The sequence below is a fragment of the Mesorhizobium subarcticum genome (assembly GCF_055456085.1).
Genome location: NZ_CM144237.1, coordinates 1394359 through 1419728, shown reverse-complemented (window position 1 = coordinate 1419728; position 25370 = coordinate 1394359). Strand labels below are relative to the sequence as shown.

Below are 25370 nucleotides of genomic sequence, written 5' to 3'. Positions count from 1 at the left end.
CTCAGGCGGATTTGCGCTTGGGCGCGGCGGCTTTCGACTTGGCGCGTTTGGCCGCCGGCTTGGCTTTCGCGGCCGACGTTTTTGTCGAGGCTGAATCCGACGACAGGCTCTTCTTCAGGGCGTCGAACAGGTCGACGACATTGGAGGGTTTGGGCGCCGCCTTGGCTGTGGGCGCCTTCTTGCCCGCCTTCTTGGCGCGGATCAGTTCGAGCAGCGCGTCCTCATATTTGTCATCGAATTTCGACGGGTCGAACTTGGCTTTCTTCTTGTCGATGATCAGTTCGGCCAGATCCGTCATCTCCTGGTCGGTCTTCACCGCCTTGATCTCGCCGAACACGCTATCCGGTTGGCGCACCGTATTGTCGTAGCGCAGCGTCGTCAGCACCATGCCCTTGCCGAGCGGCTCGATGACCACGGGACGTTCCCGGTTGTAGAGCACGATGCGCGCCAGTCCGGCCATCTTCTTGCCGGCCATGGCATCGCGGATGACGGCAAACGCCTCCTCCGACACCTTGTCGGCCGGCGCGACATAATAGGGCGTATCGAGATAGATTTGCTGGATCGAGGCTTTGTCGATGAAACCGTCAAGGCTCATCGTGTGCGAGGATTCGATCTGCACCGCCTCGATCTCGTCTTCATCGATGTGGACGAAATCGCCGCCGTCGAGTTCATAGCCCTTGATCTCGTCGCCATCGCCCAACGGCTTGCCGGTCTCGGCATCGACATAGATGCGCTTCACCGTGTTGCCGGTCTTGCGGTTCAGCACCCTGAACGAGACCTTTTCCGTGTGGGTGACGACATTGGTCAGTTCGACGGCACAGGTGACCAGCGACAGCTTCAGATAGCCCTTCCAGGCAGGACGCGGCGCCATGGCAATTTCCCTCCAGGATCCAGATGAAGGTGAGAACGGACAGGGCGCACTCCAGTTCCTTGGCCGTGTGACGTTCGGCATTTCGAGGCCGGGACCTTGAGTCGAGGCGGCCAGAATGGAAATTTTATGAGCGCGGCAGAAATTGAAACAGAACCGCGCGCAGGCGACATTCAAACGAAACATATGTGATGCAAAAGTCACACTGGGTGGAATGGCGACAGAGAGCACGGAAACACCCCGAATCAGCCGCATTCCGGCCACGAAGCAACGGGTTTTCGACCAGATATTAACATCGTGTTCACCGACTATTCACGCCTCGATGTTATCATTCTCGCAATTCGGAAGGGACATCCGAAAATCGGGACAGGGACAGGGTAAATGAACTTCCTTACGCACCTCATCGGCTATGCCGCAGCCATCCGCGAATTCATCGCGCCAACCTACCGGCCCGAGCGCTATTACATGCGCGGCCCCGGTCCGGCTTGCGCCCGTCGCGGCACCTCGCTGGGTGCGCACTGACCATGACGTTCGAGAACCGCCACAACAGCCGTATCTGCAGGCCGGGCACCGAGACCCGCGCCACCACATATCGTTCCGAGCGCCCCGCGCTCGCCGACAGACGGCGTGCGACATCGCCACGTCTTTGATCCCGCCTCTGGCTGACTTAGTGTCCCAGGACATGAGCAGCCGAGGCCCGCGTGACCGAGCGTCCCTCTGAACCCTTCGATGCAAGTCATCCGCTGATCGTCTTCGACGGCGTCTGCGTGCTCTGCTCCGGCTCCGTACGCATGGTGGTCAGGCTCGACCGCCAAAGCCGCTTCCGCTTCGCCACCGCGCAGTCGCCCTTCGGTGAAGCGTTGTTCCGGCAACATGGACTGCGCACGGACTCTTACGAGACCAATCTCGTCCTCATCGACGGCACCGCCTTCACCCACCTCGACAGTTTTGTCGCCGTCATGTCGGAACTCGGCTGGCCATGGCGCGTGGCGAAGGCGCTGTTGCTGCTGCCACGCCCGCTGCGCAACTGGCTGTACGAGCGCATCGCCAGGAATCGCTACGCCCTGTTTGGCCGGAAGGAGAGCTGCGACATTCCATCGCCGGAGCTGCGGGAGCGGCTCCTTGGCTAGATGTCTGGTCCCGGCATTTGACGGGTTGGGTCGACCCGGAGCCGTTTAGGCTTTTTTGCGGATGGTCGATGTGCATGCGGTGGTGGCTTGCACCATGCCCGATCAGGGTCGAAAGTTTTTCCGCGGCCTGTCGAAATCGGCCGCTGCCGCGCGACATACGTCTGGCCCCGCAAGGACGCGGCCTTCCAAACCACGGGAGAACACCCATGCGATACATGATTTTGATTAACGGCGACGAAGCCGCGCTGGCGAAAACGCCGGTCGAGCAGCTCCAGCAGATGAGCGCGGCCTATGCCGCCTATACGGAAGCCTTGAAGAAATCCGGCGTATGGCTGGCCGGCGAGCGACTGCGCCCGACCCAGGCGACCACCTCGGTGCGGATCGCCGACGGCAAGACCCATGTGATCGACGGCCCCTATGCCGACACCAAGGAGCAGCTTGCCGGCTTCTATATGATCGAGGCGGCTGATATCGACACTGCCATCGAATGGGCGGCGCGCTGCCCGGCGGCCAGCACCGGCACGGTCGAGTTGCGGCCGATCTGGGAATTGGCCGACTACATGCCCCAGAAATGACGGCGTAATGGACAGTCGCCCGGAGATCGCCCGGGCGGCCGCTGAGGCCGCCGCCCGGCAGAGTTATGGCAAGCTGGTCGCCTGGCTCGCGGCGCGCACGCGTGACGTGGCCGCCGCCGAGGACGCGCTGGCCGACGCCTTTGCAGCCGCGCTCGAACGGTGGCCGCGGTCAGGCGTGCCTGAAAAGCCGGCAGCCTGGTTGCTTGCTGTGGCGCGTCGTCGCCGCGTTGATTCGGTTCGCCGGCGGCTCACCCGGGAGGCGGCCCGTGATCATCTCAAGCTGATTGCCGAAGAGATGGAGGCACGCATGACCGACGAAGACCTGCCCGACGAGAGGTTGCGGCTGATGTTTGCCTGCGCGCATCCGGCGATCGAACCTGGCGTGCGGGCGCCGCTGATCCTGCAGGCCGTGCTCGGCTTCGATGCCGCCACGATCGCCTCCGCCTTCCTGGTCTCGCCGGCAGCGATGGGCCAGCGCCTGGTGCGCGCCAAGACCCGTATCCGCGAAACCGGCATTCCGTTCCGCGTGCCGGAGCGGGCGGAACTCGGCGAACGGCTGGATGCCGTGCTGGAGGCGATCTACGCCGCTTTCGCCGAAGGCTGGTCGGACCCGGCCGGCACGGAGACTAGGGCGCGCAACCTCGCCACCGAAGGCATCTGGCTCGGCCGCCTGGTGGCCACGCTGATGCCGCAAGAGCCGGAAGCCCTTGGCCTGTTGGCGCTGATGCTGTTTGCCGAGGCGCGCCGCACTGCCCGGCGCAATGCCGATGGCGATTTCGTGCCGCTGGCGGAACAGGATTGCGCGCTGTGGGACCGCGCCCTCATCGATGAGGCGGAGGCGCTTCTGTCCCACGCCGCGGCGCGCGGCGCCATCGGCCGCTACCAGCTCGAGGCGGCCGTACAGTCGGCCCATGCGGCGCGACGGCTGACCGGCCGCACCGACTGGTTCGCGATCCGCGAGCTCTACGATGCGCTGCTTTTGATCGCTGGATCGCCGGTGGTGGCGATCAACCGCGCGGTGGCGCTTGCCGAAACGGAAGGCGCCGTGACGGGGCTGGCGACGCTTTACGTGCTGGGCGACGACAAGCGGCTCAATGAGTATCAGCCTTACTGGGCGGCGCGGGCCGGTCTCCTGGCCAGGCTGGGCCAGGTGCCACAGGCAAGCGAGGCCTATGACCGCGCGATCGGCCTCGAGCGCGATCCAGCGGTGCGCCGGTTCCTGCAGGGCAAAAGGGCAATGCTGCGAAATTGAGCCTCGCCTGCTCAGAGCAATTCCAGAACAAGTGTGTAACGGCTTTCCGTCCGTAATTGCGCCAAAACAAAGAGCTCTAGCCGGGCCACATCTCGTGCGATGTGTTGAGCGTCTTCATCAGCGGGTGCTCGCGCAGCCGGGCCCATAGACGTTCGATATTGGGCCATGCTGTCCGCGCGCTGTCGATGTCGGGATGCCAGGCCACCAGCATGACGAGATAGATATCGGCCAGCGACATCGCCTCGCCCACCAGCCAGTCACGGCCTTGCAGGGCGTTGTCGAGAACGGCGAAGCCGCGGTCCATCTCGGCGATTGCCGCCTGCTTGACGGCTTTCGTGCCGTCGGCGTCGGCCGTGTAGCGATGGGCGTAGTACAGCCGCAGCACCGCCGGGTAGAGCACCGACGACATGAAGGCCATCCAGCGCAGGAACTCGGCACGGGCCGGCGCGTCGACCGCCGGCGCCAGGCCTGCATCGGGATGGCGCTCGGCAAGCAGGATGCAGATCGCCGCCGATTCGGTCATCGAACTTCCGTCCGGCAAGGTCAGCACCGGCACCTGGTTCAGCGGGCTGATGTCGAGGAAGGCCGGATCGGGCCGGTCGGATTTCGGCACATCGATCTGTTCGAATGGCGCGTTCGCCAGCGCCAGCGCCGCCTCGACGACGAAGCCGCCGCTGCCCGGACGGGTGTAGAGCTTGTACATGAATTCCTCCCTGGCCCGAACAGAGCGGGCCGATGGGGATATGAACCGGAAGCAGGGTGCCGCTCAAGCCGGCGGCAGGCGCCACCGGCGGTTTTTCAAAGGGCCAGCAGCAGCGACGAGCTACGCGCCGAGCCCTTCGAACAGGATCGTCGACAGATAGCGTTCGGCGAAGGACGGGATGATCACCACCAGGGTCTTGCCCTTGTTCTCCGGCCGCGAGCCGACGACGATCGCCGCCTGCAGGGCGGCGCCCGACGAGATGCCGACCGGCACGCCTTCGAGGCGGGCGACGAGACGCGCATTGGCAACCGAATCCTCATTCGAGACCTTGACGATCTCATCGTAGATCGTGGTGTCGAGGATCTTTGGTGCAAAGCCGGCGCCGATGCCCTGGATCTTGTGCGGGCCGGGCTGGCCGCCCGACAGCACCGGCGAGGCTTCCGGCTCGACCGCGACGATCTGTACCGAGGGCTTGCGCTTCTTCAGCACCTGGCCGACGCCGGTGATGGTGCCGCCGGTGCCGATGCCGGCGACGAAGATGTCGACCTCGCCCTGCGTGTCGTTCCAGATCTCCTCGGCCGTGGTCGTGCGGTGGATTTCCGGATTGGCGGGGTTTTCGAACTGCTGCGGGATGATGGCGTTGGGGATCGTCGCGGCCAGTTCGTCGGCCTTGGCGATGGCGCCCTTCATGCCTTTCGGGCCTTCGGTCAGCACCAGTTCGGCGCCGAGCAGCGCCAGCATCTTGCGGCGCTCGACCGACATCGTCTCCGGCATGGTCAGGATCAGCTTGTAGCCCTTGGCGGCGGCGGCGAAGGCGAGCGCGATGCCGGTATTGCCAGAGGTCGGCTCGACCAGTGTCGTCTTGCCGGGCGAAATCTTGCCAGCCGCCTCCAGCGCCTCGATCATCGCCACGCCGATGCGGTCCTTGACCGAGGCGATCGGATTGAAGAATTCGAGCTTGGCGACGAGATTGGCGACGATGCCCTTCTCCTTGGCGAATTTGTCGAGCCGCACCAGCGGTGTATCGCCGATCGTATCGGTGATGGAATCGTAGATGCGGCCGCGGCCGGGGACGCGGGCGGAGGTAACGGGCTTGTTCATTGGTTTCGCTCCCAATATTTCAGGCAAGTGAGATTTCAGGCAAGTGCCGGCAAGGATATAGGGCCTTCGGCGGCAAGATAGACCGTTGGCGGAAAATATCCGAGTGGGCCTCGTGTCTAAAACCGCATTGCCTCGGAAAAGCGTTTTCCGCAAAGGCCGATATCTGGAATATTTTGGCCGAAAGGGCTCTACTGGCGGGCCGCGATCGCTGCTGCCGCGCCGACCATGAAGCCGGCGGCGGTGCGGTTGAGCATCTTCAGCGCGCGCGGCGATTTCAGGAACCAGCGCGCCTTGGCGGCCAGCGCCAGGTAGGGCACCAGCACGATGAACAGCACGACCACGGTCAACGCGACGAGAATACCGTAATCGGCCAGCGTGATCGTCTTCAGGTCGACGATGGTCGGCGTGATGGCGAGATAGAAGATCATGGTCTTCGGATTGCCGAGCGTCACGGTGAGGCCTGCTGCGAAACTCGAAACAAATCCAGCCTTGCCCTTCCGGGCTTCGATGGTTTCAGGCGTGATACCGGCGGTCCAGAAGCACCAGCCGAGGAAGGCGAGATAGGCGACCCCTGCCCATTTGATGGCCAGGAACACCATGCCGAAGGTCTGCGCGACAAAGGCGAGGCCGAGCACGACTGCGGTCAGGTAGGTAAGGTCGCCCAGCATCAGGCCCAACGACATGGCCAGCGACGAGCGGAAACCGGAACCGAGCGCCCGCGCGACCAGCGCGGTGACGCCGGGGCCGGGAATGGCAGCGGCGATGCCAAGCGCGGCACTGTAGGCGAGGAAGCCGGTGAGGGTCATGGATAGGGGTCCCAGATCAGCGGGCTTTATCGCATGGGACGGGCCACGGTTGAATTCCCTAGGGGTCGGATTCCATTGCACCAGATATCCCGGCCTTCGCCTTACGAAGCCCCCTCATCCGGCCGCTTCGCGGCCACCTTCTCCCCGGGGGAGAAGAGACGGGGGTCAGCGCCAGCAGCCTCCTTTCCCCGCCGGGGAGAGGTCGGATTGCCCCGAATTGCATTTGCAATTCGGGTTTGGCAATCCGGGTGAGGGGGCCTGCGCCGTCTTCAGGACCGTCCGCCACCATAGGTCACCCGCCATATGGTGCCGTTGCCGTCCTCGGTCACGATCAGCGCGCCGTCGTTTGCGACCGCCACGCCGATCGGCCTTCCCCACACCTCGCCATTGGAGACGACAAAGCCGGTCATGAAGTCCTCGTATTCACCGGTCGGTTTGCCGTCCTTGAACAGCAACCTGACAACCTTGTAGCCGGTCCGATTGCCGCGGTTCCACCACCATGCAGGGCCACGAAGGCGTCGCCCTGATAGTCCTGCGGGAACGTCTTACCGGTATAGAAAGCGATGTTGAGCGGCGCCGAATGCGCCTGCATCAGCACATCGGGAATGGTTGCCTTGCCGGCCAGATCGGGGCGCTCGCCCTTGTGGCGCGGGTCCTCATTGTTGCCGATGTAGTACCAGGGCCAACCGTAGAAGGCGCCTTGCCTGACTGACGTGGCGTATTCGGACGGCACATTGTCGCCGAGCGCGTCGCGCTCGTTGACGACGCACCACAGGTCGCCGGTCGCCGGCTGGACGGTCATGCCCGAACAGTTGCGCAGGCCGGTGGCGACGATGCGGCCGTTCTTGCCGTCCGGATCGAAGGCCCGCACGTCGGCGCGGCCGTCCTCGGAGCCCCATGTCGCACCCAGCGGCTTCGACTTGAGCCACGCGTCGAGGCCGCCCTCCGGCGCTCTGCCCATATCCTCGGCGACGTTCGAGCCGGAGCCGACGGACAGATAGAGCGTCTTGCCGTCCGGCGAGAAGACAATGTCGCGGGTCCAGTGGTGGTTGGCGGGAATGTTGTCGACGATGGTTTGCGGTTCGCCTGATGCCTTCAGGTCGCCCTTGCGGTAGGCAAAGCGCACGATGCTGTCGCTGTTGGCGACATAGACCCATTGCGGGTCGTCGCCCGGTGGATAGAAGGCGATGCCATAGGGCTGGTTCAGATTGCCGGCGAAGATGCCGTTCTCGACGGGGTTCGCGCTGCCCTCGGCAAGGCGGTAGACGCGGATCTGGTTGGCTTCGCTGTCGGCGATAAACAGGTCGCCATTGGGTGCCACGCGCACGACACGCGGATTGTCGATGCCCGACGCGATCAGCTCGGCCGAAAAACCCTCCGGAAGCTGCGGCTTGGCGTCCGCCGGCATGTCGGCAAGACCGGCGCTGTTCGAGGCGGACTTGGTGACATAGGGTTTTGGCAGGTCTTCCGGCCTGATCAGGCGGCGCACGCCGGGCTTGTCGGCGCGCCAGTCACCGAAGGCGGCAGGCCCCATCAGCACCGGGTGGTCGGCCGCGAAGGCACAGCTGGCGATCAACAGGCTGGCTGGCAAAACGCTGGCTGGGATGGCCGCAAGCGAGGCGAATCGGAACATGGATCCTCCAACGTGTCCACCCCACCCGCATCTGGCCACAGCCAGAGGCAACGGCCGGCATCGCGTATTGTTCCGCGCTACACGCCGATTTGAAGCGATGCTGTCAGGCCTCCGTGGAGTCGAGATCGCTGTCGAGGCGGCTTTCCAGTTCGACGAGATCGGCCGGCAGTGGCAGGCCCATGGCGCGCATTTCGCGCAGCTTCTCGCGCAGTTGCTCCTGCACCTCGCGCACGTCTTCCGGCTGGTTGACCATTTCCTCCAGCAGCAGGCTGATCTGGGCCTTGATCTCTTCGAATGCCATCGTCGTCTCCTTGGTTGCCCCAGCCTAACGAAGCATGCGTGATATCAGTTGCGCCGTATAATCGACCATCGGCACGATGCGGGCATAGTTGAGCCGGGTCGGGCCGATGACGCCGAGCGCGCCGACGACGCGGGCATCCTTGTCGCGATAGGGCGCGACCACCAGCGACGAGCCCGACAGCGAAAACAGCTTGTTTTCCGAGCCGATGAAGATGCGCACGCCTGATCCCTCTTCGGCGAGATCAAGCAACTGGATCAGCCCGTCCTGCGTCTCCATGTCCTCAAACAAATGCCGCAGCAGTTCGATATCGGCCTGGGCGGTGACGTTTTCGAGCAGATTGGCCCGACCGCGCACGATGAGCCGCGCCGGCAGGCCGCTATCGGCGCCCGCCCACACCGCCAGCCCCTTCTCGACCAGGTCCTGCGACAGCGTGTCGAGGGCCGCCCTCGTCTCTTCCTTGATACGGGCGATCTCGATCCGCGCCTCGGCCAGCGTGCGGCCCCTGATATGGGCGTTGAGAAAATTGGAAGCCTCGTGCAGCTGCGACACGGTGATGCCCGCCGGCAGTTCGACGACGCGGTTCTCGACGTCGCCATTCTGCGACACCAGCACGGCCAGCGCCTTGGTCGGCTCGAGCTGGATGAATTCGATATGCTTCAGCGCCACTTCGTTCTTGGCGGCCAGCACCAGGCCGGCGCCGCGCGACATGCCAGACAGCATCTGGCTGGCCTCGGTCAGCATATGCTCCAGCGTCGCACCCGAGCCGGAGGCCCGCACCTGCGCCTCGATGGTGCGGCGTTCCTCGTCGGAGAGGTCGCCAAGTTCCATGAAGGCGTCGACGAAGAAGCGCAACCCGGCCTGCGTCGGCAGCCGGCCGGCCGAAATGTGCGGCGCGTAGATCAGGCCGAGATGTTCGAGGTCGCTCATCACATTGCGGATGGTGGCCGGCGACAGCGAGGACGGCAGGATGCGCGACAGGCTGCGGGAGCCCACGGGTTCGCCATCCCTGAGATAGGAATCGACGATGCGCCGGAAGATGTCACGGGAACGCATGTCGAGGGATTGAAGCGCCGGCGACTGCGAACTGGGATCGACTGCCTTGGTCATACGGCCAAAAACCTCCGCCTCAAGGATATAGACTTCGGTGCGGTGGGCGCAACCCGGTGTCTGTGTCAGATCGCCCGGCCATTTTCCTTTGCGCCATGGGCTTGGTGGAGCTACAAGCCGGCCACGATTCAAAAAAATGACGGGAAAGAGCCTGAATGCGCCCCTCCAAACGCCAATTCGACGAAATGCGCGCCATCTCCTTCGAGCGCGGCGTCTCCAAGCATGCCGAAGGTTCGTGCCTGGTGAAGTTCGGCGACACCCATGTCCTGTGCACCGCAAGCCTTGAGGAGAAAGTACCCGGCTGGATGCGCAACTCCGGCAAGGGCTGGGTCACGGCCGAATATGGCATGCTGCCGCGCTCGACCGGCGAGCGCATGCGCCGCGAGGCCTCCGCCGGCAAGCAGGGCGGCCGCACGCTGGAGATCCAGCGCCTCATCGGCCGCTCGCTGCGCGCCGTGGTCGATTTGCAGGCGCTGGGCGAACAGCAGATCACCGTCGACTGCGACGTCATCCAGGCCGATGGCGGCACCCGCACCGCCTCGATCACCGGCGGCTGGGTCGCGCTCTATGATTGCCTGCGCTGGATGGAAGCCCGCCAGATGGCCAGCGTCGCCAAGGTGCTGAAAGACCATGTCGCGGCGATTTCCTGCGGCATTCATGACGGCCAGCCGGTCATCGACCTCGACTATCTCGAGGATTCCTCGGCCGGCACCGACGCCAATTTCGTCATGACCGGCAAGGGCGGCATCGTCGAGATCCAGGGCACCGCCGAGGGCGAGCCTTTTTCGGAAGGGCAGTTCGGGGAACTGATGGGCCTTGCCAAGAAGGGCATCCAGAGGCTGGTGAGTTTGCAGCAGATGGCGGTGGCTTAGGATTTTAATGCGGAGCTTGAGCGCCCCCCTCTGGCCTGCCGGGCATCTCCCCCGCAAGGGGGGAGATCGGCTGTTGTCTAGGGGTTCGCCAATCATCAACGTCGAATGCCATGAGTCGGCGCTCACGCTGCCAATCTCCCCCCTTGAGGGGGAGATGCCCGGCAGGGCAGAGGGGGGTGCCTCGTGACGCCCTCTGCCATTCTTGAGTCCGCGCTCTACGTCACCGATTTGACAGCCGCCGAAGCCTTCTACACCGATGTTCTCGGCCTCACCCTCCTCGGCAAGGTCGAAGGCCGCCACCTGTTCTTCCGCTGTGGCCCAGGCGTGCTGCTCGTCTTCAACGCCGATGCGACCAAGGTGCCGCCGGCACCGGACGCCCGGCTGCCGGTGCCACCGCATGGCGCGGTCGGCGAAGGCCATCTCTGCTTTGCGGCAACCGCTGAAGAGCTCGCCGGCTGGAAAGCGCATCTGGAGGCGAAAAGAATCGCTATCGAAAGCGAATTCGAATGGCCGCAAGGCGGCTGTTCGATCTATATACGCGACCCCTCGGGCAATTCGATCGAATTCGCCGAGCCAAGGATCTGGGGCCTTTGATGCATTCTCTAAATGGCAAAAAGATCGTCGTCGCCAGCCACAATGCCGGCAAGCTGCGCGAATTCGCCGATTTGATGGGACCGTTCGGCTTCGAGGCGAAGTCGGCCAAGGACTATGGCCTGCCGGAGCCGGACGAAACCGGCACCACCTTCGAGGAGAATGCCTACATCAAGGCGCTGGCCGCCGCAAAGGCGACCGGCCTGCCGGCGCTGTCGGATGATTCAGGCCTCTGCGTCGACGCGCTCGACGGCGCGCCCGGCGTCTACACCGCCAACTGGGCCGAAACCCCGGATGGCAGCCGGGATTTCGCCATGGCCATGCAGCGCACCGAAGTGGCGTTGCAGGAAGTCGGCGCCGCCTCGGCCGAACAGCGCAAGTGCCGCTTTGTCGCCGTCATCTGCTTGGCTTTCCCCGATGGCGAGGCCGAGTATTATCGCGGCGAGGCCGAAGGCACGCTGGTCTGGCCGCCGCGCGGCGAGCTCGGTTTCGGCTACGATCCGGTGTTCTTGCCCGATGGTTTCGACAAAACCTTCGGCGAGATGAGTGCCGAGGAGAAACACGGCTGGAAGCCCGGCCAGGCGACCGCCCTGTCGCATCGCGCCCGCGCCTTCCAGAAATTCGCCAAAGCGAGATTGGGCGAGGCATGACTGGATCCGGCATCACCATGCCGCTGGATCGCAGCCCCGGCTTCGGCGTCTACGTCCATTGGCCGTTCTGCGCGGCCAAATGCCCCTATTGCGACTTCAACAGCCATGTCCGCCACCAGCCGGTCGACCAGGAGCGCTTTGCCGCCGCCTTCGAGGCCGAACTGGCGACGATGCGCCAGCGCACCGGCCCGCGCGAGGTGACCAGCGTTTTCCTCGGCGGCGGCACGCCATCGCTGATGAAGCCGGAAACCGTGGCCAGGGTCCTGGACGCGGTGGCCAAGAACTGGACGGTGCCTGACGGCATCGAGGTGACGCTGGAGGCCAACCCGTCCTCGGTCGAGGCCGAACGGTTTCGTGGTTATCGGGCGGCCGGCGTCAACCGCGTTTCGCTTGGCGTCCAGGCACTGAATGACAAGGATTTGCGGTTCCTCGGCCGCCTGCACAATGTCGAGGAAGCGCTGCATGCGATCGGGCTGGCGCGCGAGATCTTTCCACGGCTATCCTTCGACCTGATCTACGCCCGGCCGGGCCAGACGCCGGAAGCTTGGGCATCCGAGCTCGAACAGGCCATCGGCCACGCCGCCGACCACCTGTCGCTCTATCAGCTGACCATCGAGGAAGGCACGCCCTTCCACGCGCTGCATGCGGCAAAGAAGTTCATCATCCCTGACAACGACCATGCCGCCGACCTCTATGCGTTGACGCAGGAGATCACAGCCGCACATGGTTTGCCGGCTTATGAGATTTCCAACCATGCCAGGCCAGGCGCCGAAAGCCGGCACAATCTGACCTACTGGCGCTATGGCGAATATGTCGGCGTCGGCCCGGGCGCGCATGGCCGCTTCGTCGAGAATGGCCGCCGCACGGTGACGATCGCCGAGCGGATGCCGGAAACCTGGGCCAATCTGGTCGAGGCCAAGGGCCACGGCATCACCGGCGGCGAGATCCTGACACGCTCGGAAGAGGCTGACGAATTCCTGCTGATGGGGCTAAGACTCGCCGAGGGCATCGACCTCCAGCGCTACGAGGCGTTTTCAGGCCGCGGTCTGTCGAGCGCGCGGCTGTCGATGCTGCAGGGCGAGGGGCTGGTGGCACCGATCGGTAATGCGCGCCTTCGCGCCACCCCGGCCGGCATGATCGTGCTCGACGCCGTGGTGGCGGATCTGGCGCGCTAACCTCATGAAGAAAATCCTCTTCGTCTGCAGCCAGAACCGCTTGCGCAGCCCGACCGCCGAGCAGGTGTTCTCCAAGCGCCAGGATATCGAAGTCGCGTCGGCGGGAACAAATCATGATGCGGAGACGCCGCTGACGCATGAGCTGGTGGCGTGGGCCGACCTCATCTTCGTCATGGAAAAGGCGCATCGCACCAAGCTGCAGAAGAAATTCAAGGCGAGCTTGGAAAAGGCGCGCGTCATTTGTCTCGACATACCGGACGAGTACGACTTCATGGACCTGGAATTGATTAGCCTTCTGAAGGCACGCGTTTCACGGTATCTGGGGTAACCTCGTTCCTGCTCCGCCACGATGACGAAGGCAGAACGGTCTCAGTCCGTCGAAGGGTCAGGCGTCGTGCTTGAAACGGCGCTTGCCGCGATCCTTCTCGGCATGTGCCGTTCCGTTTCGGGCCGGTTTGGCATCGGCCTTTTCGCGGCGAACGCTGTGCTGGTCGTTCATCGCATGTGGCGGCACGCCTTCCCGGGCGGTTTTCGTTTCAAGACGGGTGATGAAGATATCGAAGCGATTGGGCATCGTCCGGTCAGTGCTCCGTCGTGCTGTCGGGTTCGTTGTCGCAAAGCCTGACATTCGTCGGCAAGGCACTTGTGGCCCGCCTGGCCAGGCTGGCGTCGGTCTTGGCAGTCAGCCGCTTGTCCGGTCGCGCGGCAACGCGATTGCGGCCGGCGTAGTAGGGCTCGAAAGCGTCCTGTATCTTCAGGCTGTCCATCCTGTCCTCCCTTTAGGAATCAGGGGCTAAATCTGCCAATGCCGGTTTCGTTCCCCACTGTGGCAAAGGAATGGCGGGAATTTCACATCGCGACCGTCACTCCCGCCACGGCATCGGCTCAGCAAACAAAAAGCCCGCCGGACGGAACCAGCGGGCTTTCGGTATCACAACAGGCCGATATTACATCAAGGCGGTGGCGACTTGGACGGAGGCGACCCCAAGGCAACGACAGCCGATAGCCGCTCTCTCTTAACCAGCACAGGCTTTTCGTATATTTTCTTCATGGCATACTCCCGCTTATCCCTCGATGGCTGAGATTCCTTGCGTCGTCTCATCTTGTCAAGTCGCGAGCAGAGGGTCCTCGTGCCGGAGTATCCGGTGGCGGAAGCCCACGAAGACACGGAAAGCTTTTCCGGTTGCCAGCCGGAGGCAACCGCTGCACTGCTATTCCTTTGCATAGCGCAACGATGGCGAAGGGCTCGATATGATGGAGCAGCCTCCCCCTGCGTCGACCGGTATCAGTGTCCAGGCTGGCGGCGATGTCAGCCAGAACGGACCGATTACGGCAGTTTTCTTGCTGAATATCGACAAGTATACGGGTCCGCTGCTGGCCGGATGGGTACAGTCTGGTAACCGGATCGGCGCTATCGTCGTGCCTGGCTTCCGACGCCGGCCAAAGGGTTTCAGTGTCGGCAATATCAGACGAAGGCTGCAGCGCAGGCTTTTGCTCAAACGATATCTGGGCAACATTCCGACCAGGCTGATCGAATTCGGCAAGCCATATGATTGGGACGTGCTTCGGCGCCAATTGTCAGGCATCAAAGCCGATGTGCTGATCTCCTATGCCTTCCCGATCCTGGTTCCGCAGGACGTGCTAGCCGGCTTTCGCGTTGGCGGGCTCAATCTTCATCCGGCGCTGCTTCCCAATTACCGTGGTCCGCACCCCTTGCATCGGCTGGTCGTTGATGGCCAGCATGCGGTTTTTGGCGGTGTAACGCTGCACAGGATGTCGGCAGCTTACGACGAGGGTGATATTCTCGCGCAGGTGGCGTTTTCCGAAGCTGATTGGGCGTCCAAGCAGAGCCTGGCGCACAGCACCGCAACCGCTTTCCGGATGCTGGTGAGCGGCGCTGTGCCGGCCTATTGCCGAGGCACGCTGTCGGGCATGCCGCAGCCGGAGGGCGACTTCATCTGGGCTGAGCTCGAACCCGCCCAAATGATGGTTCTACCCACAATGCCGATGGAACACGTCGCGCGGCTGTGGCGCGTCTTGGGAACGGTGCCCGGCATTTATCTCCGGATGGCCGATCGCAACGTGAGGCTCGGTGTCCAGATACGAAGGCTGGGGCCGCCGACAGGACGAGCTCCGATCAAGCGATGGGCAAGCGTCGAGTTCGATCTGGCCGACGGCAGGGTTGTTCACTTCACCTACAACCGCCTGCTCAAACGGCTGATCAAGGTGCACGATAGGCTCGTACCCGCCAAGACCGGAGAACCGCATCTTGAAATTCGGCTTTTCGACCAATCGGAGTGAGCTTTTGCAAGCCCGCGACAGCCGTGCCAAACAGGGCTGAATGGAGACTCGATCAGTGACGGGCGAAACGGGCAAGCGCAGCTATGTGGTCGGCCAGACCGAGATAACGGCGCGGCCGCTCGAACCGGCACTTTATCTGGTTGCCACCCCGATCGGCAATCTGGCCGACATCACGCTGCGCGCGCTGGAAACGCTGGCCGCCGCTGATATCGTCGCTTGCGAGGATACGCGGGTGTCGCGCGTATTGCTCGACCGCTACGGCATTCGCCGCCGCACCACGGCCTATCACGAGCACAATGCCGGCGAGGCCGGGCCGAAGCTGATCGCGGCCCTTCAAGGTGGCCAGAGCGTGGCGCTGATTTCCGATGCCGGCACGCCGCTGGTGTCTGATCCCGGCTATCGGCTGGTCGGCGAGGCGATTGACCATGGCATTCGCGTCGTGCCGATCCCCGGCCCATCGGCGCCGCTTGCGGCGCTGACGGCGTCCGGCCTGCCATCGGATGCCTTCCTGTTCGCCGGCTTTTTGCCGGTCAAGACGGGACAGCGGCTGACGCGGCTGGAAGCGCTGAAAGCCGTGCCGGCGACGCTGATCTTCTTTGAATCGCCACGCCGGCTGGCCGAGTCGCTCGGCGCGATGGTCGAAGCGCTCGGCGGCGAGCGCAAGGCTGCGATCGGCCGCGAATTGACCAAGACCTTCGAGGAAATGCGCACCGGCACGCTGCAGGTGCTGGCCGACCACTATGCGGCGGCGGACACGCCGAAGGGCGAGATCGTCGTCTGCGTCGGCCCGGCCGAAGCCAAGGCCGACGAACCAGCCGATATCGACCGGCTGCTGTTGTCGCTCGCGGCCGAAATGCCTGCCTCAAAGGCAGCGGCCGAAGCCGCGAAGATGACCGGTGGCCAGAAACAGGCGCTTTACCGGAGGCTGCTGGAGCTCAAGGACGGCGGCGGTGGCTGAGCGCCCGAGCGCCAGCCGCCAAAAAGCCTACCGGCGCGGCCATCGCGGCGAATGGCTGGCGGCGGCCGCGCTGATGCTGAAGGGCTACCGTATCCTCGCGCGACGTCATCGCACCCGCTTCGGCGAGATCGACCTGATCGCGCGGCGCGGCGACCTGGTGCTGTTCGTCGAGGTCAAGGCGCGGCGCACGCTGATAGAGGCCATGGAGGCGATCGGCCACGAATCGGAGCGCCGCATCGAGGCGGCCGCCGACATCTGGCTATCGCGCCAGGCTGACTATGGCAGACTGTCGATGCGCTTCGACATGGTCGCGGTGCTGCCCTGGCGCTGGCCGGTGCATGTCGAGAATGCGTTTTATGGGCGGAACTAGAGGGAGGCGTTGCTCGCCCTTCGCATAGCTCAGGCCGTCCGTCGTTCGGAAAGCCAGGCAATTGGCTTTCCGTCCGCTTCGCGGAACACTCCTCACCCCCAAATCATCAACGCCACCAGTCCGACAATCCCCACCACCAGCCGCCACCAGCCGAACAGCGAGTAGCCGTTGCGGGAGACGTAATCGAGCAGGTAGCGGACGACCACCAAGGCCGTGACGAAGGCGGCAACGAAGCCGATGGCGATGATCGGCAGGTCGGCCGATGTCAGCACGTTGCGGTTCTTGAACAGGTCGAAGGCAAAAGCGCCGACCATGGTCGGGATGGCCAGGAAGAACGAAAATTCCGCGGCCGCCCGCTTGTCGACGCCCAGCAGCAGCGCACCGACGATGGTCGAGCCGGAGCGCGACGTGCCGGGGATCAGCGACAGGCACTGGAAAAGCCCGATCTGCAGGTAGAGCCGGGTCGGGAAGCGCTCGACGTCGCGATAGACCGGCTTCAGGTTCATGCGGTCGACCGCCAGCAGGATCACGCCGCCGATGATCAGCATGATGCAGATCAGACTTGGCGATTCGAACAGCACCGTCTTGATGAAATCATGCGCCAGCGCGCCGATGATCGCCGCCGGCAGGAAGGCGATGAGGATGCCGATGACGAAATGCCGCGTCAGCCGGTCATGCGGCAGGTCGAGCAGCATCTGCCACAAACGGCGGAAATAGACGCTCAAAATCGCCAGAATGGCGCCGAGCTGGATCAGGATCTCGAAGGCCTTGCCGGTCGACTGGAAGCCGAGGAAATGGCCGGCGAGCAGGATATGGCCGGTCGAGGACACCGGAATGAACTCGGTCAGCCCCTCCAGCAGGCCGAGCAGCAGGGCTTCGACGATGGTCTGGCTTTCCATGGCTACCTCGGCTTTTGCGCGACGGCTAACAGAACGGCTTGCTTGTCATGGCGTTGAACTGCCCCTATAGGTCGCAACACCCCTGACGGCCCGCTAACCGGGCGGCCAAGACTTACCGGTGCGCCCGGCGATTCGCCAGTGCGCTTTATCATCGCGGAACCATGCTGACGCTTTTCCATCATCCCATGTTCGCAACCTGCCGCTTCGTCCGCCTCGCCTTTGGCGAGTATGGCGAGGAGCTGGCGCTGATCGAGGAAAAGCCGTGGACGCGGCGCAAGGAGTTTTTGGCGCTGAATCCGGCCGGCACGCTGCCCATCCTGCTCGCCGAAGGCGACGTGCCGATCGTCGGTGCGACGGTTATCTCGGAATATCTTGACGAAACGCGCGGCGTCTTGAAGCGCGACAAGCGGCTGTTCGCCGAGGACCCGATGCAGCGCGCGGAAATCCGCCGGCTGATCGACTGGTATCTCAACAAGGCCGAGGGCGAGGTCACCCGCCATTTGGTGCGCGAGCGCGTGCTGAAGCCGGTCATGCCGGAAACGGCCGGCGGCGGCTCGCCCGATTCGGGCGCCATCCGTGCCGCGCGCGCCAACATCCGCCAGCACATGAAATACACCAACTGGCTGGCCGGCACCCGCCACTGGCTGGCTGGCTCGAGGGTCACCTATGCCGATCTCGCCGCCGCCGCGACGCTGTCGGTGCTCGACTATCTCGGCGAGATCGACTGGCGCGAACACCCTGCAGCGCGCGAATGGTACACGCGGGTGAAGTCGCGGCCCTCGTTTAGGCCGCTGTTGACCGACCGCGTGCGCGGCCTGTCGCCGGTGTCGCATTATGCGGACCTCGACTTCTGACGCGGCAAAACTGCGCGCACTGATCGACGCGGAGGCGCATCGCGCCGGCTTCGATGCTATCGCCGTTACATCTCCCGATGCGATCCCGCTGGCGCCGGCCCGCCTTGCCGAATTCGTCGCCGACGGCTTTCACGGCTCGATGGACTGGATCGCCGAGACGATTGCGCGGCGCAGCGAGCCTTCCACGCTCTGGCCTGACGTGCGCTCGATCATCGTTCTGGCGATGAATTACGGCCCCGACCACGATCCGCGCGAAATTCTGGCCAAGCGAGATCGCGGTGCGATCTCGGTCTATGCGAGGAACCGCGACTATCACGAGGTGATGAAGGGTCGGCTGAAGGAAATCGCCGGCAAGATCGTGGCGCGCGCCGGCGGTGACGTGAAGGTGTTTGTCGACACAGCACCCGTGATGGAAAAGCCGTTGGCTGAGGCCGCCGGGCTCGGCTGGCAAGGAAAACACACCAATCTGGTCAGCCGCGAACATGGCTCCTGGCTGTTCCTCGGCACCATCTTCACCACGGCGGAACTCGTGCCGGATCGGGCGGAGATCGACCATTGCGGCTCCTGCCGCGCCTGCCTCGATGCCTGCCCGACCGATGCCTTCCCGGCGCCCTACCGGCTCGATGCGCGGCGCTGCATCTCCTACCTCACCATCGAGAACAAGGGACCGATCCCGCATGAATTCCGCGAAAAAATCGGCAACCGCATCTATGGCTGCGACGATTGTCTGGCCGCCTGCCCTTGGAACAAGTTCGCCCAGGCTGCTTCCGAGGCAAAGCTCGCCGCGCGCGACGATCTGCGCGAGCCGGCGCTCGCCGACTTGCTGCAGCTGGACGATGCGGCTTTCCGCACCTTCTTCTCCGGTTCGCCGATAAAACGAATCGGCCGCGACCGCTTCGTCCGCAACGTGCTGATCGCCGCCGGCAATTCCGGCGATGCTGCGCTTGGCGCCGCCGTGAGAGCCTTGCTGGCCGACGCCTCGCCACTGGTGCGGGGCGCGGCAATTTGGGCGCTGGCGCGGCTTGTGCCGGATGCCGAATATTCCGAACGGGCCGCGACCGGCCTGACGACCGAGAACAATGCGGCGGTGCGCGAAGAATGGCGCCTGGCGTGGCCAAACAGGGCGCATGCATGAACGAAAAGCAGATATTCATCTTCGGCGCTGGCTACTCCGGCAAGGCTTTTGCACGCGCCAATCCGGGCGCCGCCACCATCCTGGGCACGACGCGCTCGCCCGACAAATTCGAGGCGCTGCGTCAGGCTGGTATCGCCCCGCTGCTGTTAGATGGTGCTCTGACCGGTGAAATCAGCGATGCACTGAAGAAGACGACGCATCTGGTGATTTCAATCGCCCCGGAAGAGGCGGGCGATCCCGTGCTGAATGCCGCCCGCGCTGCGATCGCCCAAATGCCGGCGCTGGAATGGATCGGCTATCTCTCGACCGTCGGCGTCTATGGCGATTATGGCGGCGCCTGGGTCAACGAAAAGACCACGTGCCGGCCGGTGTCGAAACGCTCCATCATGAGGGTAGCGGCAGAGCGGGACTGGTTGAGGCTCGGCGAGGAGATCGGTCGGCCGGTGGCGATCCTGCGCCTGTCCGGTATTTACGGCCCGGGCCGCAATGGGCTGGTCAATCTGGAAAACGGCACCGCAAGGCGGCTGGTCAAGCCCGGCCAGGTGTTCAACCGCATCCATTGCGACGACATTGCCGGCGCTCTCTGGCAGCTGATCGAAGGCAACAAAGGCGGCATCTTCAACGTCACCGATGACGAGCCTGCGCCGCCGCAGGATGTCGTCACCTATGCTGCGTCGCTGATGGGCGTCGAGGCGCCGCCCGAAATTCCCTTCGACACCGCCCAACTTTCGCCCATGGCGCGGTCCTTCTATGGCGAGAACAAGCGTGTCGCCAATGCGGCGATCAAGGCGGTGGGCTATCGCTTTCGCTTTCCGGACTACCGCGCCGCCTTCGACCATATGTGGGCAAGCGGTGACTGGCGCGACGGCGAGGCGCGTAGCCCGATGAAGCGCTGACGATCGAAGCATCTTGCGTTGCGTGCTATGATTCGGCTTGGATTGCGGTGGGGATCCGACTTCATGACGACAGCGAAACAGCCTGTTGCGGCTAAGAAATTCTGGCTGGCGACCGCACTTGGCATGCTCGCCCTTACCGCGCTGGCCGCCCAGCCGGCGGCGGCCGAGGAACGGGCAAAGGACCTGTTCGGCGCCGAAAAGCTGCCGACGGCGACCGCGGCGCAATCGATCGGCTTCTACTCCAAGGGCTGCTTTGCCGGCGGTGTCGCCATCCCCATGGACGGCCCGACCTGGCAGGTGATGCGGCCCTCACGCAACCGCCGCTGGGGTCATCCGGCCATGATCGCCTTGATCGAAAAGCTGTCGCGCGACGCGGTCGCCGACGGCTGGCCTGGCCTTCTGATCGGCGATATCGCGCAGCCGCGCGGCGGCCCGATGACGACGGGCCACGCCTCGCACCAGATCGGCCTCGACGCGGACATCTGGCTGACGCCAATGCCTGACCGCGCAATGACCAGGGCGCAGCGCGAGACCATGAGCGCCACCTTGATGGTCGACGAAAAGACCCATCTGGTGAAGGACGCGCTGTGGACGCCGCAGCACACGGCGTTGCTCAAACGCGCGGCGAGCTATCCGCAAGTCGAGCGCATCCTGGTCAATCCAGGCATCAAGAAAAAACTCTGCGACACCGTCAAGGGCGACCGCACCTGGCTGCGCAAGATCAGGCCGTTCTGGGGCCACGACTATCATTTCCATATGCGCATCGGTTGCCAGCCGGGCTCGCCCAACTGCAAGGCGCAGGAAGCGACGCCGGATGATGACGGTTGCGGCAAGCCGCTGGCCTGGTGGTTCACGGAAGAACCGTGGCGGCCCAACAAGAACCCGGATGCACCCAAGGCACGTGACCTGATGACCATGGCCAACCTGCCCAAGGAATGCCGCGCCGTGCTCGACGCCCCGGGGCCGGCCTCCGCCGAGGCCGCGACCTATCATGGCGGCGCCATGCCGGTGGTGGTGGCGGCACCCGAGCCCGAAGCCCCTTCACAGCCCGCCGCCACCGTGAGCGGCGCTGCTGAGCTGCCAAGCGCGGCGAACGCTTTCGCGGCGACCCCCAGGATGGGCGCGCCGGTGCCACGGCCCCGGCCGCCGACGAACTGACGTCAGTCATTATCAGCGGACTCAATCGGTTTAACGAATGGCTTTTGTGAAATAGTGGCCGTTTGGCCGCAGAAGCTGTCTGTGCGCATCACCGGGTTCGAAAACCGTTTCCCTTTTCAAACCCATGCGCTAGTCAACGGAAGAATGGCGAGATGCCATCGGGGACGGACAAGAGCATGCCAAGCACAGGCGATAACGACACTTTGCTGCGGTTTCCGATCCTGATCGGCGACATTGGCGGCACCAATGCACGCTTTTCGATCGTGCTCGACGCCAATTCCGAGGCCGGCGAGCCGACAATCGTCCAGACCGCCAACTACAACACCATCGACGAAGCGATCCAGGCGGCCGTGCTCGACCGTTCCTCGGTGCGCCCCAATTCGGCGGTGCTGGCCGTGGCCGGGCCGGTCGATGGCGACGAGATCGAGCTCACCAACTGCCCATGGGTCGTCAAGCCCAGGCAGATGTTCGCCAATCTGGGCTTGAGCGACATTGTCGTGCTCAACGATTTCGAGGCGCAGGCGCTGGCCGTGGTGGCGCTCGGCGAAGAGCACATGGAGAAGATCGGCGGCGGCACCCCGGAGCCCAATGCCGGCCGCGTCGTTCTAGGCCCCGGTACCGGGCTCGGCGTCGCCGGGCTGGTCCATGCGCTGCGCCACTGGATACCGGTGCCCGGCGAGGGCGGCCATATGGACATCGGCCCGCGCACCCCGCGCGATTTCGAGGTTTTCCCGCATATCGAGAAGCTAGAGGGCCGCATTTCCGGCGAGCAGATCCTGTGCGGGCGCGGCCTCGTCAACGTCTACCGGGCGGTGGCCAAGGCGGACGGCAAACCGTCGCCCTTCACCACGCCGGCCGAAATCACGGGCGCGGCGCTGGCCAAGACCGATCCGGTCGCGCAGGAAGCGCTGGAGACCTTCGTTACATGCCTGGGGCGCACCGCTGGCGATCTCGCTTTGGTGTTCATGAGCCGTGGCGGTGTCTTCCTCACAGGCGGCATCGCGCAAAAGATCGTACCGGCGCTGAAAGAAGGCAATTTCCGCGCCGCCTTCGAGGACAAGGCGCCGCACAGCGCGCTGATGCGCACCATGCCGGTCTATGTCATCACCCATCCGCTGGCCGCACTTCTCGGCCTTGCCGCCTATGCCCGAAACCCGTCGCTGTTCGGCGTCCAGACGGCGGGCCGGCGATGGCAGGCTTGAACCCGCGACGAAGTTAATCAGGTGCGGGCATAGGCAAGCCGGCCGCAGGGCGTTAAGAGGGGTCCCGAATTTGCAGCCCCGGTCCCACGAGGCGGAAAACCACAAAGCGCTCCCGATTTGACACTTCAAGCTCCAAACAAACAAAAAGCCCGGCCCGGCGAGGTCACAGCGGTGCTCCGCCGCATCCTCGCTGAAAACGGCAATGAGTATCGCTGGACCTATGTCGTTGCCGTCATCTGCTTGCTGATTGTTTCCGGCACCACTGCCTTCACGGCGTGGATCATGGCCCCGATGATCAACCAGATCTTCTACGAACGGCGCGGCGATATGCTCTGGTTGATCTGCGCCGGTTTCATGGGAGCCTCCCTGCTGCGCGGCTTCGCCGGTTACGGCCAGGCAGTCGCGTTGGCCAGTATCGGCAACAATCTGGTCGCGCGCTACCAGAAGCGCGCCTTCGACCATCTGATGAAGCTCGGCGTCAACTTCTTCAACGATACACGTTCCGGTAGGCTGGCGGCACAGGTCAGCGAGAATGTCGGCGGCGTTCGCGATCTGCTGTCGCTGACACTGACCTCCATCAGCCGCGATGCGGTCACGCTGGTCGCTCTCGTCGGCGTCATGATCTACCAGGATCCAGTATTGTCGCTCAGCTCGCTGCTGATCGGGCCTCCGCTGATCTGGGCCGTCGTCTACATCACCCGCCGACTGCGGCGTATCAACCGGGAATCCGTGCTGATCAATTCGCGGCTGAACGGGTCCGTGCAGGAGGCCACGCAAGGCATAGCCATCGTCAAGGCCTTCACCCTGGAGGCCGAGCTGGCGCGCCGCATCGGCATCATGGCGGACACGGCCGAGCAGCGTAACAACAAGATTGCCCGCGTCTCGGAGCGGCTGTCGCCGATTTCCGAGATTCTGGGCGGTCTCGCCATTACCTCCGTGCTTGCCTATTCCGGCTACCGGGCGCTGTATCTTGGGCAGCCGCCGGGTGCGGTGTTTTCCTTCATCACCGCGCTGATCATGGCCTACGATCCGGCAAGACGCCTGGCGCGCACACAGGTGGGCATGGAACGTGCGCTGGTCAACGCGCGCATGATCTACGAGTTGCTCGACCTGGAGCCGAAACAGGGCGACGCACCCGATGCTGTCGAGGCCAGGATCACCACCGGCGAAGTGCGCTTCGACAATGTGACGTTCGGCTATAGCGCCGACATGCCAGTGCTGAGAGATCTGAGCTTTACCGCCGCCGCGGGCAAGGTGACGGCCATCGTCGGCGCGTCGGGCGCCGGCAAATCGACGCTGGTGGCGCTCTTGCAGCGCTTCTACGACGTCGACCAGGGCAGCATCGAGGTCGATGGCCAGGACATCTCGAAGGTGACCAAGCATTCGCTGCGGCAGTCGATCGCCTATGTGGCGCAGGCGCCCTATCTGTTCGAGGGCACGATCCGCGACAACATCCGCTACGGCCGCCTCTCGGCCACGGACGCCGAGATCGAGCAGGCGGCGAAACAGGCGGCAGCCGACGAGTTCATCCGCCAGCAGCCGCAAGGTTACGATACGCCGGTCGGCGAAGGCGGCTCGACCCTTTCCGGCGGTCAGCGCCAGCGCGTCTCGATCGCCCGCGCCATCGTGCGCCAGGCGCCGATCCTGCTGCTCGACGAGGCGACCTCGGCGCTCGACAACGAGGCGGAGGCCCGCGTCCAGGAAGCGCTGACCCATGTCATGCAAGGCCGCACGACCATCGTCATAGCGCATCGGCTGTCGACGGTGGTCAATGCCGACCACATCATCGTGCTGGAAGAGGGACGTTTGGTCGAGGAAGGCACCCATGCGACGCTGATGGCCGACCCGGACAGCATCTATTCCCGCTTCCACCGCATCCAGGGCAAGAAGGGGCTGGGGCTTGTCGATGACAGCAAGCCGATCCAAACTCCGGTCCGGGCCACGCGTGCGAAGAAGACTGCTGTGAGGAGCACATGAGCGAAGCAGGCGATATGGGCCTGGTGGTGGTCGGCGCTGCCGGCCGCATGGGCCAGACGCTGATCCGCGCCATCCATGGCATTCCGGGTGCCCGCGTCATAGGCGCGGTCGAACGCGCGGATTCACCTCATCTGGGCAAGGATGCAGGCGAACTCGCCGGCGTCGGCCGCATCGACGTGGCGATCGGCAATGATCCGCTGCCGGTCTTCGCCAAGGCTGACGGCGTGCTTGACTTCACCACGCCGGCCTCGACGGTTGAGTTCGCCGGATATGCAGCGCAGGCGCGCATCGTCCATGTCATCGGCACGACCGGCTGCTCGGCCGACGACAATGCGAAAATCGCGGCCGCGGCGCGCCACGCAACAATCGTCAAGTCGGGCAATATGAGCCTCGGCGTCAATCTGCTGGCGGTGCTGGTTGAACAGGCGGCACGCGCGCTCGATGCCGACGATTTCGACATCGAGATCCTCGAAATGCACCACAAGCACAAGGTCGATGCGCCGTCGGGCACAGCACTTCTGCTGGGCGAGGCCGCCGCCGCCGGGCGTGGCATCGCGCTGGCCGGCAACGACGTGCGTTCACGCGACGGCCACACAGGTGTGCGAAAGACCGGCTCGATCGGCTTTGCCACGCTGCGCGGCGGCTCGGTGGTCGGCGACCACTCAGTGATCCTGGCCGGCACCGGCGAGCGCATTACGCTGTCTCATCATGCCGAGGACCGCGCCATCTTCGCACGTGGTGCCGTCAAGGCAGCGCTGTGGGCGCGCGGCAAGAAGCCGGGGCTGTATTCGATGCGGGACGTGCTCGGCCTGAGCTGAGGCGTGCCACCCACACTTTGTTTTAACGCAATTCCGGA

Annotated in this window: 28 protein-coding genes and 1 pseudogene; 19 read left to right on the top strand and 10 right to left on the bottom strand. The window is 64.2% G+C overall.

Annotated features, from left to right (window positions below; translation table 11 throughout):
• Position 1 precedes the first annotated feature (1 nt).
• Positions 2–871: a non-homologous end joining protein Ku gene (gene ku, locus ACZYHG_RS06735; RefSeq protein WP_464613100.1), complete on the bottom strand. Its 870-nt coding sequence runs from the start codon at positions 869–871 to the stop codon at positions 2–4.
• A gap of 378 nt (positions 872–1249) precedes the next feature.
• Here ku and ACZYHG_RS06730 point away from each other — a divergent pair, with 378 nt between their 5' ends.
• The 4 genes from ACZYHG_RS06730 to ACZYHG_RS06715 all read left to right on the top strand — a co-directional run bounded on the left by ACZYHG_RS06730 (position 1250) and on the right by ACZYHG_RS06715 (position 3825).
• Positions 1250–1390, top strand: coding sequence for a hypothetical protein (locus ACZYHG_RS06730; protein ID WP_080680878.1), 141 nt, complete (start codon positions 1250–1252; stop codon positions 1388–1390).
• Between the two features lie 179 nt (positions 1391–1569).
• Positions 1570–1998 carry a thiol-disulfide oxidoreductase DCC family protein gene (locus tag ACZYHG_RS06725; RefSeq protein ID WP_464613099.1) on the top strand — a complete coding sequence of 143 codons (429 nt, stop codon included), beginning with the start codon at positions 1570–1572 and terminating at the stop codon, positions 1996–1998.
• Positions 1999–2204: 206 nt separating this feature from the next.
• Positions 2205–2573, top strand: a complete 369-nt coding sequence (locus ACZYHG_RS06720; RefSeq protein WP_464613098.1) for a YciI family protein — start codon at positions 2205–2207, stop codon at positions 2571–2573.
• Positions 2574–2580: 7 nt separating this feature from the next.
• Complete coding sequence (locus tag ACZYHG_RS06715; protein ID WP_464613097.1) at positions 2581–3825, top strand: RNA polymerase sigma factor; 1245 nt, start codon at positions 2581–2583, stop codon at positions 3823–3825.
• A 76-nt stretch (positions 3826–3901) separates the two neighbouring features.
• Here the strand turns inward: ACZYHG_RS06715 and ACZYHG_RS06710 are convergent, their stop codons facing one another.
• The 6 genes and pseudogenes from ACZYHG_RS06710 to hrcA all read right to left on the bottom strand — a co-directional run bounded on the left by ACZYHG_RS06710 (position 3902) and on the right by hrcA (position 9476).
• Positions 3902–4528, bottom strand: coding sequence for a glutathione S-transferase family protein (locus ACZYHG_RS06710; protein WP_464613096.1), 627 nt, complete (start codon positions 4526–4528; stop codon positions 3902–3904).
• A gap of 120 nt (positions 4529–4648) precedes the next feature.
• Positions 4649–5629 (bottom strand): cysteine synthase A, encoded by a 981-nt coding sequence (gene cysK / locus ACZYHG_RS06705; protein WP_464613095.1) that lies wholly within the window; start codon positions 5627–5629, stop codon positions 4649–4651.
• A gap of 188 nt (positions 5630–5817) precedes the next feature.
• Positions 5818–6435: a LysE family translocator gene (locus tag ACZYHG_RS06700; protein WP_464613094.1), complete on the bottom strand. Its 618-nt coding sequence runs from the start codon at positions 6433–6435 to the stop codon at positions 5818–5820.
• Between the two features lie 269 nt (positions 6436–6704).
• Positions 6705–8068: pseudogene (locus ACZYHG_RS06695) on the bottom strand (PQQ-dependent sugar dehydrogenase).
• A gap of 103 nt (positions 8069–8171) precedes the next feature.
• Positions 8172–8369 carry a hypothetical protein gene (locus ACZYHG_RS06690; RefSeq protein WP_464613093.1) on the bottom strand — a complete coding sequence of 66 codons (198 nt, stop codon included), beginning with the start codon at positions 8367–8369 and terminating at the stop codon, positions 8172–8174.
• 24 nt (positions 8370–8393) lie between these two features.
• On the bottom strand, positions 8394–9476 hold the full coding sequence (hrcA, locus tag ACZYHG_RS06685) for a heat-inducible transcriptional repressor HrcA (protein ID WP_027032161.1): 1083 nt from the start codon (positions 9474–9476) through the stop codon (positions 8394–8396).
• Positions 9477–9631: 155 nt separating this feature from the next.
• On the opposite strand from hrcA, the gene rph reads away from it, so the two are divergent.
• The 5 genes from rph to ACZYHG_RS06660 all read left to right on the top strand — a co-directional run bounded on the left by rph (position 9632) and on the right by ACZYHG_RS06660 (position 13092).
• Positions 9632–10348 (top strand): ribonuclease PH, encoded by a 717-nt coding sequence (gene rph / locus ACZYHG_RS06680; RefSeq protein ID WP_464613092.1) that lies wholly within the window; start codon positions 9632–9634, stop codon positions 10346–10348.
• A 183-nt stretch (positions 10349–10531) separates the two neighbouring features.
• Complete coding sequence (locus ACZYHG_RS06675; RefSeq protein WP_464613091.1) at positions 10532–10942, top strand: VOC family protein; 411 nt, start codon at positions 10532–10534, stop codon at positions 10940–10942.
• A complete protein-coding gene (rdgB, locus tag ACZYHG_RS06670) occupies positions 10942–11589 on the top strand; it encodes an RdgB/HAM1 family non-canonical purine NTP pyrophosphatase (protein WP_464613090.1) in 648 nt (215 codons plus the stop codon). The genes ACZYHG_RS06675 and rdgB overlap by 1 nt, the downstream gene beginning before the upstream one ends.
• Positions 11586–12764, top strand: coding sequence for a radical SAM family heme chaperone HemW (gene hemW / locus ACZYHG_RS06665; protein WP_464613089.1), 1179 nt, complete (start codon positions 11586–11588; stop codon positions 12762–12764). The genes rdgB and hemW overlap by 4 nt, the downstream gene beginning before the upstream one ends.
• Before the next feature lie 4 nt (positions 12765–12768).
• On the top strand, positions 12769–13092 hold the full coding sequence (locus tag ACZYHG_RS06660) for a low molecular weight protein tyrosine phosphatase family protein (RefSeq protein ID WP_464613088.1): 324 nt from the start codon (positions 12769–12771) through the stop codon (positions 13090–13092).
• A 57-nt stretch (positions 13093–13149) separates the two neighbouring features.
• Here the strand turns inward: ACZYHG_RS06660 and ACZYHG_RS06655 are convergent, their stop codons facing one another.
• A complete protein-coding gene (locus ACZYHG_RS06655) occupies positions 13150–13338 on the bottom strand; it encodes a hypothetical protein (protein ID WP_027032167.1) in 189 nt (62 codons plus the stop codon).
• A gap of 7 nt (positions 13339–13345) precedes the next feature.
• Complete coding sequence (locus ACZYHG_RS06650) at positions 13346–13531, bottom strand: hypothetical protein (RefSeq protein ID WP_464613087.1); 186 nt, start codon at positions 13529–13531, stop codon at positions 13346–13348.
• Positions 13532–14015: 484 nt separating this feature from the next.
• Here ACZYHG_RS06650 and ACZYHG_RS06645 point away from each other — a divergent pair, with 484 nt between their 5' ends.
• From ACZYHG_RS06645 to ACZYHG_RS06635, 3 genes are read left to right on the top strand one after another with little or no spacing between them, the layout of a single operon-like run.
• A complete protein-coding gene (locus ACZYHG_RS06645; protein WP_464613086.1) occupies positions 14016–15065 on the top strand; it encodes a formyltransferase family protein in 1050 nt (349 codons plus the stop codon).
• Positions 15066–15120: 55 nt separating this feature from the next.
• Positions 15121–16023 carry a 16S rRNA (cytidine(1402)-2'-O)-methyltransferase gene (gene rsmI / locus ACZYHG_RS06640; RefSeq protein WP_464613085.1) on the top strand — a complete coding sequence of 301 codons (903 nt, stop codon included), beginning with the start codon at positions 15121–15123 and terminating at the stop codon, positions 16021–16023.
• Positions 16016–16393, top strand: a complete 378-nt coding sequence (locus tag ACZYHG_RS06635) for a YraN family protein (RefSeq protein WP_464613084.1) — start codon at positions 16016–16018, stop codon at positions 16391–16393. The genes rsmI and ACZYHG_RS06635 overlap by 8 nt, the downstream gene beginning before the upstream one ends.
• 92 nt (positions 16394–16485) lie before the next feature.
• On the opposite strand, the gene ACZYHG_RS06630 is transcribed toward ACZYHG_RS06635, so the two are convergent.
• On the bottom strand, positions 16486–17292 hold the full coding sequence (locus ACZYHG_RS06630; protein WP_464613083.1) for an undecaprenyl-diphosphate phosphatase: 807 nt from the start codon (positions 17290–17292) through the stop codon (positions 16486–16488).
• Between the two features lie 161 nt (positions 17293–17453).
• Between ACZYHG_RS06630 and ACZYHG_RS06625 the strand changes: the two genes are divergently transcribed.
• The 7 genes from ACZYHG_RS06625 to dapB all read left to right on the top strand — a co-directional run bounded on the left by ACZYHG_RS06625 (position 17454) and on the right by dapB (position 25332).
• Positions 17454–18146, top strand: coding sequence for a glutathione S-transferase family protein (locus ACZYHG_RS06625; protein ID WP_464613082.1), 693 nt, complete (start codon positions 17454–17456; stop codon positions 18144–18146).
• A complete protein-coding gene (gene queG / locus ACZYHG_RS06620; protein ID WP_464613081.1) occupies positions 18127–19281 on the top strand; it encodes a tRNA epoxyqueuosine(34) reductase QueG in 1155 nt (384 codons plus the stop codon). The genes ACZYHG_RS06625 and queG overlap by 20 nt, the downstream gene beginning before the upstream one ends.
• Positions 19278–20177 (top strand): SDR family oxidoreductase, encoded by a 900-nt coding sequence (locus ACZYHG_RS06615; RefSeq protein WP_464613080.1) that lies wholly within the window; start codon positions 19278–19280, stop codon positions 20175–20177. The genes queG and ACZYHG_RS06615 overlap by 4 nt, the downstream gene beginning before the upstream one ends.
• A gap of 63 nt (positions 20178–20240) precedes the next feature.
• The gene (mepA, locus tag ACZYHG_RS06610) at positions 20241–21335 is read left to right on the top strand and encodes a penicillin-insensitive murein endopeptidase (RefSeq protein ID WP_464613079.1); all 1095 of its coding nucleotides are present in this window, start codon (positions 20241–20243) and stop codon (positions 21333–21335) included.
• Positions 21336–21511: 176 nt separating this feature from the next.
• Positions 21512–22537: a glucokinase gene (locus ACZYHG_RS06605; RefSeq protein ID WP_464613078.1), complete on the top strand. Its 1026-nt coding sequence runs from the start codon at positions 21512–21514 to the stop codon at positions 22535–22537.
• A 117-nt stretch (positions 22538–22654) separates the two neighbouring features.
• Positions 22655–24514 (top strand): ABC transporter ATP-binding protein, encoded by a 1860-nt coding sequence (locus ACZYHG_RS06600; protein ID WP_464613077.1) that lies wholly within the window; start codon positions 22655–22657, stop codon positions 24512–24514.
• Entirely contained in the window at positions 24511–25332 is an 822-nt protein-coding gene (gene dapB, locus ACZYHG_RS06595) for a 4-hydroxy-tetrahydrodipicolinate reductase (protein WP_464613076.1), read from the top strand. The genes ACZYHG_RS06600 and dapB overlap by 4 nt, the downstream gene beginning before the upstream one ends.
• Positions 25333–25370: the final 38 nt, after the last annotated feature.